Below are 16805 nucleotides of genomic sequence, written 5' to 3'. Positions count from 1 at the left end.
CAAACCGTGCGCATAGCGTGCTCATTCAATGATGACAGCAAGCGGCCAGGAACACGGCGATGTGACGCGATCGATCGCAGTGAATGACACGTAATGGTCATAGAGTGAAGTGGTCATAAGTTATGTGGTCATAGATGACAAGCAGGGGCGGGCATGGCGAGACAACGACACAATAACAGCCGGTTTAGCATATTACTGTTGCTGTTGGTGATTATCCTGGCTGGATGTACCACCCGGCTTGCGTATAACAACCTTGACTGGTGGCTGGTTAATCGGGTATCTGACTATGTCACGCTTACCCGCCAGCAGCAGCTCCAGCTGGATACCGATCTGGAACGTGCCCTCGAACGCCACCGTCGTCAGGAACTCCCCAAAATTCACCGTGCCATTGATGCCTTGCAGGCTGATCTCAAATCCCCCGTGACCTTTGCTCAGATGCAGCACTACTACACACTGTTTACCGGATTGAGTCAGGACTCGGCACAAGTGCTGGCCACGCCGCTGGCTGCAATGCTCTCTCAGCTTGATGAAAGCCAAATCGCCCAGATAGAAATCAATCTCAGGAAAAAATTCCAGCAGGCGGATCGGGAGCGGGAAGGCAAGAGCCGAGCGCAAAAAATTGCCAAGCGCACGGAACGATTGGCGGACTTTACGGATAACTGGATTGGCTCTGTGTCTTCGAGTCAGAAAACCTTGCTCGCAGAGTTGGCAGGTTATCAAATCGAGATGGAACCGGTTTTTATTGCTATGCGTGATGACTACTTCAAGCGCTGGCAGCAGTTGATGACAGAGCGCAAACAGGCTGGCTTCAACCGAAAGCTGGCCGGGTATCTGCGAGATGCCACCGCGCTCAATACCACTACCTATCGTGGCGAGATGGATTTGTACCTCAAGCGGCGGTTTGAATTGCTGCGGCGTTTGCAGCACACGCTATCTGGGAAACAAAATGCGTTTCTGAATGATAAGTTGGTCGACTTACGAAAAGATATTGCGGTGCTTATTCATCAGTAGCCGGAAAATTGCAAAGTGAGTCATATTTTTCCCCTTTTAATGCCGGGAAAACCTGTTAGATTAAATTCAAAACCATAACGTCGAGCATGTAATACGACAGGGAGAAGCGATGATCATCTATCTGCACGGTTATGATTCCACCAGCCCCGGAAATCATGAAAAGGTTTTACAGCTTCAATTCATTGACCCTGATGTCCGTTTCGTGAGTTACAGCACCCAGCATCCCAAGCATGATATGCAGCATCTGATTAAAGAAGTCCAGAAGCTCAAAGAGCAGTCAGATGATGAGTACCCGTTGATCTGCGGCGTGGGTCTCGGCGGTTACTGGTCAGAACGTATCGGTTTTCTTTGCGGTATTAAGCAGGTGATTTTTAACCCGAATTTGTATCCAGAACGAACAATGGAGGGAAGAATTAACCGCCCTGAAGAATATGCTGATATTGCGACAAAATGTGTTACAGATTTTCGGAAAAAAAATGCCGGGAATTGTCTCTGCATACTTTCAACTCAAGATGAAGTATTAGATAATCGCCACACAAAAGATGTGTTAGGTGATTACTACGAAATCATCTGGGATGATCAGGAAACCCATAAGTTCAAGAAAATCTCCCAACATCTACAAACAATAAAAACATTCAAAGATACGCATTAACCTCCTACCTTCATGCAGGCGGCGTGGTCCGTCTGCAAATATCAATAGCACAACGTCTTGTGTTGCACCTTGTTGAATAATGGCGTTTTTCTTCTTGGTGGTGAAAGTACTGTCCGGCAAGGCCGTGTTCTATTGATATTTATCAGCTAGCCAGCGCATTAGCATCTCTCTTTAAGGATGAAATGTGATGTTAAGGCGCTGAACCATAATTTTTACAAGTTAAGAGGAAGTTATTGTGACGCGAATTATCGTAGTTGGCGGTGGTGCCGGTGGCCTGGAGTTAGCAACCAAGCTAGGCCGTACGCTCGGACGTAAGGGCCGTGCGCAGGTCACCTTAGTCGACCGTAAAGCCAGCCACCTGTGGAAACCTTTGTTGCACGAAGTGGCGACTGGCTCGATGGACGCCGGGGTCGATGCCCTGAGCTACCGTGCTCATGCTAAAAACCACAGCTTTGATTTCCAGATGGGCAGCCTGCAGGATATCGATCGCGAGCGTAAAGTGGTCAAGCTGGAAGCACTATATGATGAGCACGATGAACTGCTGATGCCGGAACGTGAGCTGGAATACGACATTCTGGTGCTGGCGATTGGCTCGACGTCCAATGACTTCAATACCCCAGGTGTGCGTGAACACTGTATCTTCCTGGACAGCCCGGAGCAGGCACATCGTTTCCGTACGGAAATGAACAACCAGTTCCTGAAACTGCATGCCAATAAAGACCAGAAATCTGTTGATATTGCTATTGTCGGGGCGGGTGCAACCGGTGTTGAGCTGTCTGCAGAGCTGCACAATGCAGTGAAAGAGCTGCGTAACTACGGCTTTGGGGATCTGGACAGCTCTCGTCTGAACGTTAACCTGGTCGAAGCGGGTGAGCGTATTCTGCCTGCACTGCCACCTCGCATTTCTGCAGCGGCGCACAGTGAACTGACTAAGTTGGGTGTGAATGTACGTACTGCCACTATGGTGACGAAAGCAGACAGTACCGGCCTGACCACCAAGAACGGCGAGCACATTCCTGCTCAAATCATGGTATGGGCTGCCGGTATTAAGGCGCCGGATTTCATGAAAGATATTGCCGGTCTGGAAACAAACCGCATTAATCAGCTGGTAGTGAAACCAACATTGCAAACTACCCGTGATGAAGATATTTACGTGATCGGTGACCTGGCTTCTTGTGCGCAGGAAGACGGCAGCTTTGTACCGCCGCGTGCTCAGGCTGCTCACCAGATGGCAAGCCGTTGTTTCTCGAACATCGTGGCGAAAATTACTAACCGCGATCAGAAGCCTTATGTGTATAGCGATCATGGCTCGCTGGTCTCACTGAGTCGTTTCTCGACGGTTGGTAGCCTGATGGGTAACCTGACCAAAGGTTCGATGATGGTCGAGGGGCGTATCGCTCGTGTCGTGTATATTTCGCTGTACCGCATGCACCAAATCGCGCTGCATGGCGTGATTAAAACGGGTCTGATGATGCTGGTTGGCCGCATCAACCGTGTGCTGCGTCCGAACCTGAAACTGCACTGATCGAAACTGTGCAGAGCGTAAGGTATTGAGCGATACGTACTGATCTTAGCATTTTCAGTGGTGGAGTAGCCGGTTAGCGACAATGCTGAACTCGCGACACGTGGCACCCCGACAAGCTTTGCAAAAACGACTAAGCCAAAATAAAAACCGCCGTCTGGTACAGAACGGCGGTTTTTTTATGTCGGAAGCAGAATAGCCTAAAGTCAGCAGAAACCTGCTGGATTAGCGCGCAGGTTGGCAAAAAGAGGCAAATAGCGTTCCTTGACTGGTTCAGATATCAGTTAATTTTGAACAGCTCGACATCAAAAATAAGCACAGAGCCTGCCGGAATTTTACCAATGGCACGGTTGCCGTAAGCCAGATCCGCCGGAATAAAGAAGCGGGCTTTCTCTCCTTCAACCATCAGTTGCAGGCCTTCTGTCCAGCCTTTAATCACTTGGTTCAGACCGAACTGAATGGTTTCGCCGCGCTCTACCGAGCTGTCGAATACAGTGCCGTCAATCAGCGTACCGTGGTAGTGCACAGTCACTTTATCGGTGGCTTTCGGGTGAACAGTGCCTGTGCCTTCTTTAAGTACCAGGTACTGCAACCCGGAATCTGTGGTTTTCACCCCTTCTTTGGTTTGGTTTTCGGCCAGGAAGGCTTCCCCGATCGTGACGTTCTCTGCTGCGGCTTGTTTGTTGCTGTAGGTGCGCTGCATAAAGAAAATGACCAGGCCGATAATGGCAATAGTAATGATAATTTTAAACACGTTACGTCCTCAATCGCTGCCTGAAAGTGCAGGCGTTGTGTCTGAAAAAGCCATAAAAAGGCATAGTAACAAAGCGTTGTAACCCGGAAAAGCCTGATATTAAAGCGTGTGAATCTGCACAAGTCCTTCTTTGAGGCAGGCAGAGGCCTCACGATGTCAGACAGAGCAGTACAAACGAGATAGTTGGCTTACCGGTGTGGTTACTGCACGGTTTATGGCTGCGAAACTTTTAGTGCCGAAGGAATCTTGGCCGACGCTAAATCAGATGGGATCAGCGAAAATAAAATTCCGTCGATGGGTTGAGTATGCATCATAATTCTGTTTCTGGCCGTACATTCGAATTTGGCATGGCAGGCTAGTGCCGTCCGCTGACTGGCCAGGTTACCGGTATGGGTCACGATTTCCAGCCGGGTGAGTCCCAGTTGTTCAAAAGCAAAACGGGAGACGACCAGGCAGGCTTCAGTGGCGATGCCCTGACGTTGAGTCTGACTGCGTATCCAGTAACCCAGCTCAGCAGAATTTACCAGGCTGGACAGGTTATTGAGAGAAACGCTGCCGCAAAAGGCGTCGTTGTGCCGGGAAAAAACCGCAAACTCATAGCTGACATCATAGAGCCAGTTTTGGGCGCTGGCATGAATCCAGCTGTGAGCATCGTGCTGGTTGTAATCCGGCGTGCACCAAGTCAGCCAGGGGCTAAGGCTGGCGGTAGACTCGCGAACCGCATCGACCAAATCCAGCAGATCCGCATTTTTATAGGGACGCAGGTACAGGCGAGGCGTAGTAAGCGCAAAATCTGATTTCATCTGTTCTCCTGTCGTCCGTTGTGATCACTTATAGCAAAGTTACCTCAAGTTGATGTACTCAGCGAGTTTTTCTTTTTTTGCTAAGTGCTTAGGGGAATTTTCCGGCCAAAGGGGGAGGCGATCACGTGCCAAAAGAAAGCGTTGAAAAGGAGCGCTGGCGGGTGGATAAAATAACGTGGCTGGAAAGAAAAAGGCTGCCAATGGGCAGCCTCAAATAGTGTATAGAGGTGATGCTAATTTCATTAGCAAAAGCCCGTATCCCTAAAGACTTCGTACCTGAATCAGCAGCCCCATGAGCGGGTGGTCGATGTAGTGCACCTCGTTATTGCTCAGCTTGCGAGTCTGCTCCAGACGGTAAGCCTTCAAAAATTCATCCACCTGTACCTGTTTTTTCACTTCCTGAAGATGGCCAAATTGCACCGTGCTTTCTTCCTGTCCGGAATCTTGGTGGTTATCCTCTTCGATGGCTGTCTCATGCTCATCATCCGCAATGTCCGTCCCAATGACCCTTTCCCGGCGGTGTGGTTCGCGCAGGTCGAACGTAGTATCCACCAATGGGGTCGTTTGGACATACAGGCGAATCATCCCGTCCAGCTCGAAGAGAGCATCTTTAGGAGCAGTCGTAGCGTCAGGGTTATCCGTTGTCACGTCCATACCGGACTGTTGTACCGGGGCACCGTTTTTCAAAAAGCGGCCGGTATAATCCTGTCCGCCGGTAATACGGATCTGAGGGGACACATCCCGATCCAGGCTATTCTGGCGCCAGCCGATATGCGCCAGAGGCGTGAAACCAGCGTGGTTTTTCAGGGCTTCGTACTGTGTGTTTAGCTGAAATTGTTCGGCAGGCATCAGGTTTATCCCTCTGGCCTGAAGCTGTGCCGTGGTATTTTCGCTGCCGATGTCCTCGCTGGCGCTGGCCGTCGTCACACGGATAGCATCATCCAGGTTGAGGGGAGGTAGCTGATTCGGCCACGATTCCCCGACTTTTTCCGGCGCAATATTGCGTTTAAAGACAATAACTTCCACATCAAATTGTTGTGCCAGGCTCGACCCGCTCAGCACAACCAACAAAAAAAAGAACAAGTTTTTCAAGTGATTACTCCGCACAATTGTGCCTAAATTTACATTGTGTTTTCGGCGAGTTTTGTTATCAGACCGTCGACGTACTCCATGCGGTCTTTTCTGTCGCTCATTGGTGCCGTTACTTTTAGCTTGGTCGGCCCTTCCATTCTGAAGTGCTGTGGCTGCGATTGCAGCAGACTGACCAGGAAGCCTGGATCAATCGTGGCATTCGGGTTGAACTCGATAAATCCGCCTTTTTCGCCGGCCTCGATTCGGCGAACCCCGACACTTGCTGCTTTGAGCTTGAGTTTATTGAGGGTCAGCAGGTTCTTGGTCGGCTCAGGCAGCAGGCCGAAGCGGTCAATCAGTTCAACTTTCAATTCATCGAGCTGCTCGATACTGTCGGCGCTGGCAATACGCTTGTACAACGACAGACGCGTATTGATATCCGGGATAAAGTCATCCGGCAGCAAGGCGGGCAGGCGCAGCTCGATTTCCGTTTGCTGGCGCAGCAAGTCATCAAGCGATGGCTCTTTACCCTCTTTCAGGGCTTCGACAGCTTGCTCCAGCATCTCCATAAACAAGGTAAAGCCGACCGACTGGATCTGACCGCTTTGTTCGTCGCCCAGCAGTTCGCCGGCACCACGAATCTCCAGATCGTGGGTCGCCAGCGTGAAGCCCGCGCCCAGATCTTCCAGCGAAGCGATGGCATCAAGGCGTTTGACGGCATCTTTGGTCATTCGCTTCGGATGCGGTGTTAACAGGTAAGCATAGGCCTGATGGTGAGAACGGCCGACACGTCCGCGCAGCTGGTGGAGCTGTGCCAGACCCAGGTGATCTGCCCGGTTTATGATAATAGTGTTGGCTGTCGGAACGTCGATACCGGTTTCAATAATGGTGGTACACACCAGCAGGTTATAGCGCTGGTGGTAAAAATCACTCATGATTTTTTCCAGCTCACGCTCGCGCATCTGGCCATGAGCGAAAGTGATGCGCGCTTCGGGGATCAGCTGGCTCAGCTCTTCGGTTGTTTTTTCAATAGAATCAACGTCGTTATGCAGGAAGTAAACCTGACCACCGCGCATTACCTCACGCAACACTGCTTCACGAACCAGCGTTTCGTCTTTTTCACGAACAAAGGTCTTAATTGCCAGACGACGGGCGGGCGGAGTGGCGATGATTGACAGATCCCGCATGCCGCTCATGGCCATATTCAGGGTACGCGGAATTGGCGTAGCCGTAAGGGTCAGAATGTCGACATCGGCCCGCAGCGCTTTCAGTTTCTCTTTCTGGCGAACCCCGAAACGGTGCTCTTCATCGACGATCAACAGGCCGAGATCGTGGTAACGCACTTCGGCATTAAGTAGCTTATGGGTACCAATCAGGATATCAATTTTGCCTTCGGCCACGTCAGCCAGGATCTGCTTCTGTTCTTTCGCGGTTTTAAACCGTGACAAGACTTCGACCCGAACCGGGGTATTCGCGAAGCGATCGCGGAAGTTTTCAAAGTGCTGCTGTGCCAGCAAGGTGGTCGGAACCAGAACCGTGACCTGCTTGCTGTTATCAACAGCCACAAAAGCCGCACGCATGGCCACTTCGGTTTTACCAAAGCCCACATCACCACACACCAGACGATCCATGGCTTTGGCCTGGCACATATCAGACAAAACCGCGTTAATGGCCAGCGCCTGATCATGGGTTTCTTCGAACGGGAATCCGGTGCAGAAGTCTGCGTATGCTTCCCGATCCAGTTTGAATTTAAAGCCGGGTTTGAGCTCGCGCTTGGCGTAAACATCCAGTAGCTCTGCCGCCACATCTCGGACTTTTTCAGCGGCTTTCTTACGCGCTTTGGCCCAGGCTTCACCCCCCAGTTTGTGAATCGGCGCACTTTCTTCGGCCCCACCGGAGTAGCGGCTGATCAAGTGCAGTGATGCTACGGGTACATACAGTTTTGCCCCGCCCTGGTATTCAAGGGTGACGTATTCAGTGGTGATCCCTCCGGCTTCCAGGGTTTGCAGGCCCTGATAACGGCCGATGCCGTGATCGATATGTACCACCGGCTGGCCGATTTGCAGCTCAGCCAGGTTACGGATAATGGTGTCAGTGTTGACGATCTTTTTATCTTCCCGGCGGCGTTTCTGTACGACACGTTCGCCCAGCAGATCGCTTTCGCAGATTAACGCCACAGACGGCTCATCCAGGATAAAGCCTTGTTCGGCAGCGCCAATGATCAGGCTGAACTGGCCGGGAGCCTCAATAGCTTCGCTCAGAGATGAGCACACCATTGGCCGGAGTTTGATGCGTGCCAGCAGATCCAGCAGGGCCTCGCGTCGACCTTCTGAGGCCACGGAGAAAATAATTTTGCCGGTAAAGCTTTCAATAAATCGGCGTAACTCTGCCAGTGGCTCTTTCAACTGGTGGTTGATTGTCAGGGCTGGAACCGGGCGCAGTGCCGGGTTAAACCGACCGGCTTTTTCCGGCTCCGCGTCACGGCGGAAGCGGATTTGCGGTAGCGTTTTAAACTTGGCAAACAGCTCGTCTTTTGCCAGCCACAGTTCACTCGGCGGCAGAAGCGGGCGCAGTGGGTCGACCCGGCGCTGATCGTAGCGGTACTCGGCATCTTTGAGAAACTGGTCAACTGCAGGCTCCAGTTCACCGATAGTGATCAGCAGGCTGTTGTCCGGCAGGTAGTCAAACAAGGTTTCGGTCTGGTCAAAAAACAGGGGTTGCCAGTACTCGATACCGGCCGGCCAGGTTCGTTTGCTGACTTGCTGGTAGATCGATTCGGGCTCACGGCGAGCTTCAAATCGTTCGCGCCAGCGCATCCGGAAGTTTTCGATTGCCAACTCGTCAGTCGGGAATTCGTGTGCAGGTAACAGACGAATCTGCTCAATTTCACCGGTTGAACGCTGGGTTTCCGGTTCGAACTGACGGATCGAGTCCACTTCATCATCGAAGAAATCAATCCGGTAAGGCTGGTCACTGCCCATAGGGAACAGATCCAGCAAGGAACCACGGCTGGCGTATTCGCCGTGTTCCATCACCTGATCCACATGGCGGTAACCGGACGTTTCCAGTTGCAGACGCAGTTTTTCGAGTGATAACCGATCGCCTTTCGATACCATCAGTGCATGCTGACGTATGAAAGACTGAGGTGTCAGACGCTGCAGCAGGGTGCTGATTGGCACCAGTACCACCCCTGATTTCTGGGTGGGCAGGGCATACAGGCGTGACAGCCGGTCGGAAATAATGTCCTGATGCGGCGAGAAGTTATCGTATGGCAGGGTCTCCCAGTCCGGGAATACGCTGACCTCCGCGTGGGTAAACTGGCTGATTTCCGGCTGAAGCCGCAAGGCAGTCTGGGTATCTGGTACTACGGCCAGAATAGCACCACGGTGATCCTGAGTCAGCTCTGCGACTGACAGAGCCAGTGCGGCGCCGGAAACATTGCCGATGTAACGGTTATCGCCGGGCTGAGCGGGTAAAGGTAATGACAGTATGGATTGTGATTTCATCATGATTACGAATTATCTGAGCGCTGTTGCGCGCGCTGGCGCAGAATTTTTTGTTGGAAATACAGGGCTGCCCGTATCAGCAGATCGCGGTCTTCTTCCTGAAGGCGCGTATAGCGCAGCGAGATATCATACTGCTGATCCAGAGCTTGGCATTCACAGACTTCAGCATAGGCATAGACGGCCGCTGCCGGTTGTTCCAAAAATAGTTTAAGGCGAACAGCCTGACCCGGTGTTAAAGGCTGGGCGGAGGAATAAGACAGACGGCTGGCCCCGAAGGTCGTGGTGGTGTAGCGAAATGCCGGGTCATTCTGCTGCGACAGTACGTACAACAGGAGCAGGTTGATTTTGCTGTTTTGGGCGGCCAGGTACTGGGTCAGTGCTTGATACTGCTCTTTATTAAACTGCGACAGCGTGCGATCAAGGTTATCGTCTAATCCGCTGCATTCACTGGCGACACGAAACAGTGGCGGGATTTCCTGCGGAAAGTGTGTTTCGTCCGGTACCGCCTCATTGGGGGACAGGGGCTCTACATTAATGGTTAACCCTGCATGGACTGAAAAATATTCGTCCTGGTTCATGTCGCACTCGCATTTCATTAACTATTCTTCGATTATCACTTAGCTGCCGGTCTGGGGCAAGTCAGCTTCTGAGAGAGTGGCGTTTTTAGCTCCTGTTTTTACATTAGTTTTACCCGCTTCGTTGGTAATCATGCGCTGCAACAGGTATGCTTGCTGGCAGTATTATTCCGGATGGTTTCTTCTTTACTCATATGTTTCATCCCGTTTCGTTTTTTATAGGATTGCGCTATCTCCGGGGTCGCTCAGGCGATCGTTTCAGTCGGTTTGTATCCTATATGTCTACCGCAGGCATCACGATAGGTGTCCTGTCATTGGTGACCGTGCTTTCTGTGATGAATGGTTTTGAGCAGCAGCTCAAAGAGCGCATTCTGGGTGTGATGCCGCAGGCGGTGATATCGTCACCGGCTGGCCACCTGACCCGGACCGCACAGCCTCCCGAAGCCCTGACGACGATACCGCATGTCGGTGTGGTTACGCCTCTGACCCGCAGTGAAGCGGTGCTGCAAAGTGCCCGTTCGCTGGCTGCAGGTATGGTGCTGGGTGTCGATCCGAAAGGCTTCGAGCCGATTAGTTATTACGTGGTGCGGGGTGATCTGGCTGAGCTGGAATCCGGCAGCTACAAGGTGATTCTGGGGCAGGGGCTTGCCATGCAGCTCGGCGTTGATGTCGGTGACAAAGTGCGCCTGATGGTGACCAGTGCCAGCCAGTATACGCCACTGGGCCGTATTCCGAGCCAACGTAATTTCGAGGTTGCCGGGGTTTACAATACCGGCTCCGACGTCGATAACCAGATGGTGCTGACGCACATTGATGATGCTGGACGTTTGTTACGGCTGAAGCCGGGCGAGATTAGCGGCTGGCGCTTGTTTGTTGATGACCCGTTTGTGGTGTCTGAACTGGCGACCCGTGCGCTGCCGGATGACCTGCAGTGGTCTGACTGGCGCGAGCAACGCGGTGAGCTGTTTCAGGCCGTTAAAATGGAAAAGAACATGATGGGACTGATGCTGGGGCTGATCATCGGGGTTGCGGCGTTTAACATCATCTCTGCGCTGATTATGGTAGTCATGGAGAAGCAGGCCGAAGTGGCCATTCTGAAAACCCAGGGCATGACCAGCAATCAGGTTCTGATGGTCTTTATGGTTCAGGGCGCCAGCAGCGGTGTCATTGGCGCGATGTTTGGCGGTATTCTGGGCACACTGCTGGCATCTAACCTCAATACCCTGATGTCCTTCTTCGGGGTCAACTTCATCACTACCGGCGGCCATCTGCCAGTGGTGATCGAACCTTTACAAATTCTTGTTGTGATTGTCGGTGCTATTCTGCTGAGTCTGCTGGCAACTGTTTTTCCTTCTTACCGGGCGGCATTGGTACGTCCTGCTGAGGCACTTCGTTATGAGTAATCCGTTATTAGTTTGTCAGGATCTTCGTAAGGTCTACCGTGAAGCCCAGCTGGAAACCGAAGTACTGAAAGGCGTCGGATTTACTCTGAAAGCTGGGGAGCTTGTCGGCATTGTCGGTGCGTCGGGTTCCGGTAAAAGTACGCTGCTTCATCTGTTGGGCGCGCTGGATGAACCCAGTGCAGGCGATGTGTATTTTAAAGGGCAGCAGCTCAATACGCTGAGCGCCAACAAGCAAGCCAAGCTGCGAAATCAGGAAATCGGCTTTGTGTACCAGTTCCATCACTTGCTGGCAGATTTCAGCGCGGTGGAAAACGTGGCCATGCCGCTGTTGATTGGTGGGGTATCACCAGCCAGTGCCAGAGAGCAGGCTAATCAGATTCTGGAGCTGGTGGGATTGTCTCACCGTCTGGAACACCGACCTTCCGAGTTGAGCGGGGGCGAACGCCAGCGTGTTGCCATTGCCCGAGCACTGGTTAACAAGCCGTCGCTGGTTTTGGCGGATGAGCCAACCGGCAATCTGGACCACAAAACGGCACTGGAAATTTACGATTTGATGCGTCGTCTGAACAAAGAATCAGGGACAGCGTTTCTGGTGGTGACTCACGACAATGAGTTAGCTGGTAAGCTGGATCGTTGCATGCACATGCAGGACGGTGAACTGGTGGATGTTGAGGTAGCCTGATGTTCAACCCGCTTTCGTTATTTATTGGCAGCCGTTTCAGTCGCGCTCGTCAGCGTAACCGGATGGTGTCGTTTATCTCCATTTCATCAACGCTGGGCATCGCGGTCGGCGTGGCGGTGATCATTATTGGTCTGTCGGCCATGAACGGTTTTGAGCGTGAGCTGCAAAACCGAGTGCTGTCTGTGATCCCTCACGGCGAGCTGGAAGCCGTGAAACCCCCGTTTGTTGACTGGCAGCCGATTCTGGCCAAGGTTGAAGAACACCCTCGGGTGACGGCTGCTGCGCCCTATATCCAGTTTACAGCGCTGCTTGAGAAAGGCAGCAGTCTGAAAGCCGTGGAAGTGCGCGGTGTGGATCCGACGATGCAACCGAAGGTCAGTGCCTTGCCGTCTTATGTGAAAGACGGTGCCTGGGAGCGTCTGGAATCCGGTAAGCAGCAGGTGATTCTGGGGCAGGGGGTTGCAGACAAGCTGGGGATTGAAGTCGGTGACTGGATCACGGCGATGATCCCTAATCCGGATCCGGAAGCCCGCCTGAAGGCACCACACCGGATTCGTCTGCAGGTATCGGGACTGCTTGCTCTGGCGGGTCAGATTGACCATAACTTTGCGCTGGTACCACTGGCTGATGCGCAGGAGTACCTGTCAATGGGCACCGGGATCACCGGGATTGAGCTGAACGTCGATGAGGTGTTGGATGCCCAGCACATTGTGCGGGAAGTGGGCTACACCCTGCCGGTGTATGTGTACCTGAAAAGCTGGAATCAGAAATACGGTTATCTGTACCGCGATATTCAGATGGTACGCACCATTATGTATCTGGTGATGGTACTGGTGATCGGGGTGGCGTGTTTTAACATAGTGTCAACACTGATGATGGCAGTAAAAGACCGGGCGGCAGATATTGCGATTTTACGTACCATGGGGGCGAATGATCGTCTGGTGCGCTCGATTTTTGTCTGGCACGGTATTCTGTCCGGAGTGGTCGGCAGTCTCGCTGGTTCGGTGTTGGGATCGCTGGTGGCGGTTAATCTCACAGCAATGGTCAGGCAGCTGGAAGGGATAATTGGCCACCAGTTCCTGTCAGGCGATATCTATTTCGTCGACTTTCTGCCAACTCAGCTGGCGTTCTCTGATGTCATGCTGGTAACCCTAACGGCGGTAGCACTGAGTTTTATGGCTACCTGGTATCCCGCGCGACGGGCAAGCCGCCTGCACCCGGCCACAGTACTGAGTGCGAAGTAAGCGAAAACCTGGAGTGGCTATCTGTTAATGATGGCATTGAATTGATGGTGCTGTCATTGATGGCGCTGGATGTGATTCAGCTGACATTGCCTCTAAAAGGCATGAGCTGATTTCTTTCTCGGCTCGATTAACCAAGGCCGGACTGGTAGCAGTCCGGCCTTGTTGTTTTGTATTCTCAGTCTGTTCAGACTAGAGCTACTCATTAAAATCAGCAACGTGAACCGTAACCAGACGCGTAGGCTGAAATCAGTTATCTGTGGAGAGTACTGAGAGCATCAAAGAAAGTGAGAGCCGCCATGCAAAATTTCGTGAATGCCAGTGCGGCTGACCGGTTTTTCGTAGTGTGGATTCCGGTGATGAATCAGCTGGTCGGGAAAGCATTGATTTGATCATGGCGCGCAGCATAAAAAAACCTCGCATCGGCGAGGTTTTTTTATTTGCACATATCGCTTGTACAGTTTTAATCGGGCGTTTTTAACGCAATACCCGGAATTTACGTTTCTGCCAGCTGCGCACTACCGAGTAACGCCACAAGCCACGAATGCCGAAGTAACCAACCAACGCACATCCTACGCCGCAAATCATGCAACCGAGCAGGAAAGGAGGTCCAATCTGGTTCATCTGACTCATCAGGAAATCCCACGACAGTTCAAAATGGAACGACTGATGGGGGGTATTCAGCAGCCAGGCGCCAATTTTGTAAGCGCCGTAGAACAGAACCGGCATGGTTATCGGGTTACTCACCCATACAAGACAGACCGACAAAGGGAGGTTAACGCTAAAAAGGATAGCCAGGCCTGCAGCCATAATCATCTGACTGGGAAGAGGAACAAATGCCATAAACAAACCGACAGCAAAGGCCCCAGAGGCCGAGCGGCGGTTCAGACACCACAGGTTAGGGTTATAGAGCACGTTGCCAAAGATTTTCAGCGCTTTTTGCCGCTTAATCACCTCATGGCTCGGCATCATTCGTTTGATTACTTGTCTGGGCATTGTCGTTCTTTTTTTCCAAGGCTGACTTGATATGTTGCAAGGCGCAGCCGCTATGGCAATCGGACTTCTTTCGTTGCATTTCTGGCCAGCATTGCCAAGTTACCATGCAACTATGACACTGTGTCTGATAGGCGGGCTAGTGTGTGCCTATTTTCGACTGAATCTTTTGATCTATGTCGCATTCGGTGCACTTTTGGCGAATGTTTCCGCCACCAGCTACCTCAAGAAAGTTCAATTTGCCGCTGTAGAGGCTGGGAATATTATCATAGTTGGTGAAGTTCGCAGCCTTTTAAATGTTCGTAAAAACAATACAGTGTTCGAATTTGTTTCGTCTGAAACATGGCGTCATAACCCTGATTTTACGCTGAATCCAGCGAGCACGGCACCCGTCGCTGAGCCGTCACCAACACGGCCTGTGCATGATAGTGCAGTGTATCAGCCTAAGACGCTGCGCCTGCAACTACGCTGGCCGGTTGCAGAAACATTGGTTGAACCACTTCCCGAATTGCGGCCTGGTGAATTGTGGCAACTGGAAGTTCGCCTCCGGCCACCTGCCGGGCGGGTAAACAGTGCGGGTTATGATAAAGAACGTCACTTTGTTGGTCAGGGCATTCACGGAACCGGCATCGTTGTTGGCGGCCATCGCCTTAAAGATAATACAGATACTCTGGCTCGGTGGCGGCAATTGGCCTTTGAACAGGCGTTGGAGCGCACTCAAGTGCTGGAGTATCAGCCCTATTTGCTGGCATTGAGTTTTGGTTATCGGGATTTGCTCGGGGATTCGGAGTGGGCACTGCTGAGAGATAGCGGGCTGGCGCACCTGATGGCGATCTCTGGTTTGCATATTGGTCTGGCGGTGCTGTGCGGCTGGGGCATTGGACGACGGCTGCGCGGCGTGTTGCCGGACCATGCTGCCTGGCAGTGGTTGCCAATCTGGCTGGGTCTGCTCGCCGGGCTGTTATATGCGTGGCTGGCCGGATTCAGCCATCCCACGGTTCGCGCATTGCTGATGAGCAGTATGGTTTTGCTATTGTTGCGCCAGGCTATTGTATGGTCTGGCTGGCATATTTTGCTGGTGGTGTTTGCGGTTAGTCTGGCAATCAATCCGTTGGCCAGTTATGCCATGGGCTTTTGGTTATCATTTATCGCGGTGCTGGTGATTTTACTGGCCGCCGCCAGCGGAATCCGACCCCAGCAACGCGCCGGACAAACCGGGTGGCAGCAATGGCGTGAAAAACTCGTCAGCCTTGCACTGATGCAGGCGGCGTTGTTGTGTCTGATGTTGCCGGTTCAGTGGGTCGGGTTTGGTGGCTTTGCTCCACTGGCGCCATTAGTCAACTTTCTGGTGGTGCCTTGGGTAAGCATGGTGACAGTGCCACTGGTTTTGTTGGCATTATTACTGTCGTTCTGGCCAGCGGGAGCAGCATGGCTGTGGATGCTGGCTGACCGGAGTCTGGAACTGGCACTGTTTATTGCCCGTTTCAGTCAGGGAACCTGGTGGCCTATCAGTCTGAACGGCGGACCGGTGATTATCGGCGTTACTGCGTTGGTCATCGCATTCTGGTTGTTGCCGTGGAAGCGCTTCCCAGCGTTGCTGCTATCTGGGGTGTTGCTTGTCTTGCTGTGGGGGAATGCGGCGCGCTTGCCATTCGTACCTGAGTTATTCACTCCGTTTGAGGTTCAACAGTCGGCAGGGCTGTTGGTGGAACAGCCGATGTCAATTGAACGACAACAGCAGTCAACGCCCATGCCCTGGACCGTGGACCTGCTGGATGTCGGACACGGCCTGGCGGTTGTGATCGAGCGTAATGGTCGCGCGGTGCTTTATGACACAGGCAACCGTTGGCCACAGGGGAGTATTGCCAGTTCAGTGATTGAACCTGTGCTGCATCGGCGCGGGATATTTCAGCTGGACGGGCTTATTCTCAGCCATGCCGACAGTGATCACGCCGGGGGCACCGACTATGTGATCGAACGGTTTAAGCCGGTGTGGCGGCGCAGCAGTGATGTTCGCCCGGGGTTTATGCCGTGTGTACGGGGGCAGCAATGGCAGTGGCAGGGACTAATATTTCGTGCTGTGTGGCCACCTAAACAGGTCGCACGCGCGGCCAATCCGCACTCTTGCGTGGTTGCAATCACTGACCCTACAGGGTTCAACGGTGATCGAGCTCCAGTGACGGTGTTGCTGACCGGTGACATTGATGCGATATCAGAGTTGTTACTGACGCGTCTGGAGCCTGATCTCCAGCCGGATATCTTGCTGGTGCCACATCACGGCAGCCAAACGTCTTCGACTGCTACCTGGTTGTCAGCCATGTCACCGGAGTATGCTTTGGTGTCTGTTGCTCGATTCAATCCCTGGCAGTTACCCTCCGCAAGTATCCGGCAGCGATATCTGGCGCAGGGGATTCCCTGGTTGTCGACGGCAGAGACCGGACAAGTGACATTGACCATGTCCGCTGATGGTATCAAGGTTGAAAGGTACCGACAGGATCGCAAAGCGGCCTGGTTTCGTCCTGAGAACCAGATAGTCAGCCCGGTAGACAGCAGCGTAGAGAACTAAGAAAAGCGTTTAGCGCTGACATGATG

13 protein-coding genes are annotated in these 16805 nt (G+C 52.5%); 7 read left to right on the top strand and 6 right to left on the bottom strand.

Annotated elements, in window-relative coordinates; genetic code table 11:
* Nucleotides 1-153 precede the first annotated feature (153 nt).
* The 3 genes from C9I92_RS02600 to C9I92_RS02590 all read left to right on the top strand — a co-directional run bounded on the left by C9I92_RS02600 (nt 154) and on the right by C9I92_RS02590 (nt 3188).
* On the top strand, nt 154-1011 hold the full coding sequence (locus C9I92_RS02600) for a DUF6279 family lipoprotein (RefSeq protein WP_047884108.1): 858 nt from the start codon (nt 154-156) through the stop codon (nt 1009-1011).
* A gap of 109 nt (nt 1012-1120) precedes the next feature.
* Nucleotides 1121-1663, top strand: coding sequence for an alpha/beta hydrolase YcfP (gene ycfP, locus C9I92_RS02595; protein WP_047884109.1), 543 nt, complete (start codon nt 1121-1123; stop codon nt 1661-1663).
* A gap of 235 nt (nt 1664-1898) precedes the next feature.
* A complete protein-coding gene (locus C9I92_RS02590; protein ID WP_047884110.1) occupies nt 1899-3188 on the top strand; it encodes an NAD(P)/FAD-dependent oxidoreductase in 1290 nt (429 codons plus the stop codon).
* 277 nt (nt 3189-3465) lie between these two features.
* Here C9I92_RS02590 and bamJ read toward each other — a convergent pair whose 3' ends face one another.
* The 5 genes from bamJ to C9I92_RS02565 form a co-directional block, all read right to left on the bottom strand.
* A complete protein-coding gene (gene bamJ, locus C9I92_RS02585) occupies nt 3466-3939 on the bottom strand; it encodes a BamJ family beta-barrel-assembly machinery protein (RefSeq protein WP_047884111.1) in 474 nt (157 codons plus the stop codon).
* Nucleotides 3940-4151: 212 nt separating this feature from the next.
* Complete coding sequence (locus C9I92_RS02580; protein WP_047884112.1) at nt 4152-4742, bottom strand: GNAT family N-acetyltransferase; 591 nt, start codon at nt 4740-4742, stop codon at nt 4152-4154.
* Nucleotides 4743-5003: 261 nt separating this feature from the next.
* A complete protein-coding gene (locus C9I92_RS02575) occupies nt 5004-5834 on the bottom strand; it encodes a peptidoglycan binding protein CsiV (RefSeq protein WP_047884113.1) in 831 nt (276 codons plus the stop codon).
* A 29-nt stretch (nt 5835-5863) separates the two neighbouring features.
* Entirely contained in the window at nt 5864-9319 is a 3456-nt protein-coding gene (gene mfd, locus C9I92_RS02570; protein ID WP_047884222.1) for a transcription-repair coupling factor, read from the bottom strand.
* Nucleotides 9320-9324: 5 nt separating this feature from the next.
* Nucleotides 9325-9897, bottom strand: coding sequence for a hypothetical protein (locus C9I92_RS02565; protein ID WP_047884114.1), 573 nt, complete (start codon nt 9895-9897; stop codon nt 9325-9327).
* A 191-nt stretch (nt 9898-10088) separates the two neighbouring features.
* On the opposite strand from C9I92_RS02565, the gene lolC reads away from it, so the two are divergent.
* The 3 genes from lolC to lolE are packed head-to-tail and all read left to right on the top strand — an operon-like array spanning nt 10089 to nt 13223.
* Nucleotides 10089-11297, top strand: coding sequence for a lipoprotein-releasing ABC transporter permease subunit LolC (lolC, locus tag C9I92_RS02560; RefSeq protein ID WP_047884223.1), 1209 nt, complete (start codon nt 10089-10091; stop codon nt 11295-11297).
* On the top strand, nt 11290-11979 hold the full coding sequence (gene lolD, locus C9I92_RS02555) for a lipoprotein-releasing ABC transporter ATP-binding protein LolD (RefSeq protein WP_047884115.1): 690 nt from the start codon (nt 11290-11292) through the stop codon (nt 11977-11979). The genes lolC and lolD overlap by 8 nt, the downstream gene beginning before the upstream one ends.
* On the top strand, nt 11979-13223 hold the full coding sequence (gene lolE / locus C9I92_RS02550; RefSeq protein WP_047884116.1) for a lipoprotein-releasing ABC transporter permease subunit LolE: 1245 nt from the start codon (nt 11979-11981) through the stop codon (nt 13221-13223). The genes lolD and lolE overlap by 1 nt, the downstream gene beginning before the upstream one ends.
* Before the next feature lie 474 nt (nt 13224-13697).
* Here the strand turns inward: lolE and C9I92_RS02545 are convergent, their stop codons facing one another.
* Nucleotides 13698-14216 (bottom strand): DUF2062 domain-containing protein, encoded by a 519-nt coding sequence (locus tag C9I92_RS02545; protein WP_047884117.1) that lies wholly within the window; start codon nt 14214-14216, stop codon nt 13698-13700.
* 31 nt (nt 14217-14247) lie between these two features.
* On the opposite strand from C9I92_RS02545, the gene C9I92_RS02540 reads away from it, so the two are divergent.
* The gene (locus C9I92_RS02540; protein WP_047884118.1) at nt 14248-16779 is read left to right on the top strand and encodes a DNA internalization-related competence protein ComEC/Rec2; all 2532 of its coding nucleotides are present in this window, start codon (nt 14248-14250) and stop codon (nt 16777-16779) included.
* Nucleotides 16780-16805: the final 26 nt, after the last annotated feature.

This window comes from Photobacterium ganghwense (assembly GCF_003025595.1).
Classification (GTDB): Bacteria; Pseudomonadota; Gammaproteobacteria; order Enterobacterales; family Vibrionaceae; genus Photobacterium; species Photobacterium ganghwense.
Note: the sequence above shows the minus strand (reverse complement) of the source record. Positions and strands in the feature narration are given on the sequence as shown.

What these genes read in the sequence shown, in the direction of transcription:
- C9I92_RS02600 (WP_047884108.1), top strand. Translation starts at nt 154, where the DNA reads ATGGCGAGACAACGACACAATAACAGCCGGTTTAGCATATTACTGTTG.
- ycfP (WP_047884109.1), top strand. Translation starts at nt 1,121, where the DNA reads ATGATCATCTATCTGCACGGTTATGATTCCACCAGCCCCGGAAATCAT.
- C9I92_RS02580 (WP_047884112.1), bottom strand. Translation starts at nt 4,742, where the DNA reads ATGAAATCAGATTTTGCGCTTACTACGCCTCGCCTGTACCTGCGTCCC.
- mfd (WP_047884222.1), bottom strand. Translation starts at nt 9,319, where the DNA reads ATGAAATCACAATCCATACTGTCATTACCTTTACCCGCTCAGCCCGGC.
- C9I92_RS02565 (WP_047884114.1), bottom strand. Translation starts at nt 9,897, where the DNA reads ATGAACCAGGACGAATATTTTTCAGTCCATGCAGGGTTAACCATTAAT.
- lolC (WP_047884223.1), top strand. Translation starts at nt 10,089, where the DNA reads ATGTTTCATCCCGTTTCGTTTTTTATAGGATTGCGCTATCTCCGGGGT.
- lolD (WP_047884115.1), top strand. Translation starts at nt 11,290, where the DNA reads ATGAGTAATCCGTTATTAGTTTGTCAGGATCTTCGTAAGGTCTACCGT.
- lolE (WP_047884116.1), top strand. Translation starts at nt 11,979, where the DNA reads ATGTTCAACCCGCTTTCGTTATTTATTGGCAGCCGTTTCAGTCGCGCT.
- C9I92_RS02545 (WP_047884117.1), bottom strand. Translation starts at nt 14,216, where the DNA reads ATGCCCAGACAAGTAATCAAACGAATGATGCCGAGCCATGAGGTGATT.
- C9I92_RS02540 (WP_047884118.1), top strand. Translation starts at nt 14,248, where the DNA reads ATGTTGCAAGGCGCAGCCGCTATGGCAATCGGACTTCTTTCGTTGCAT.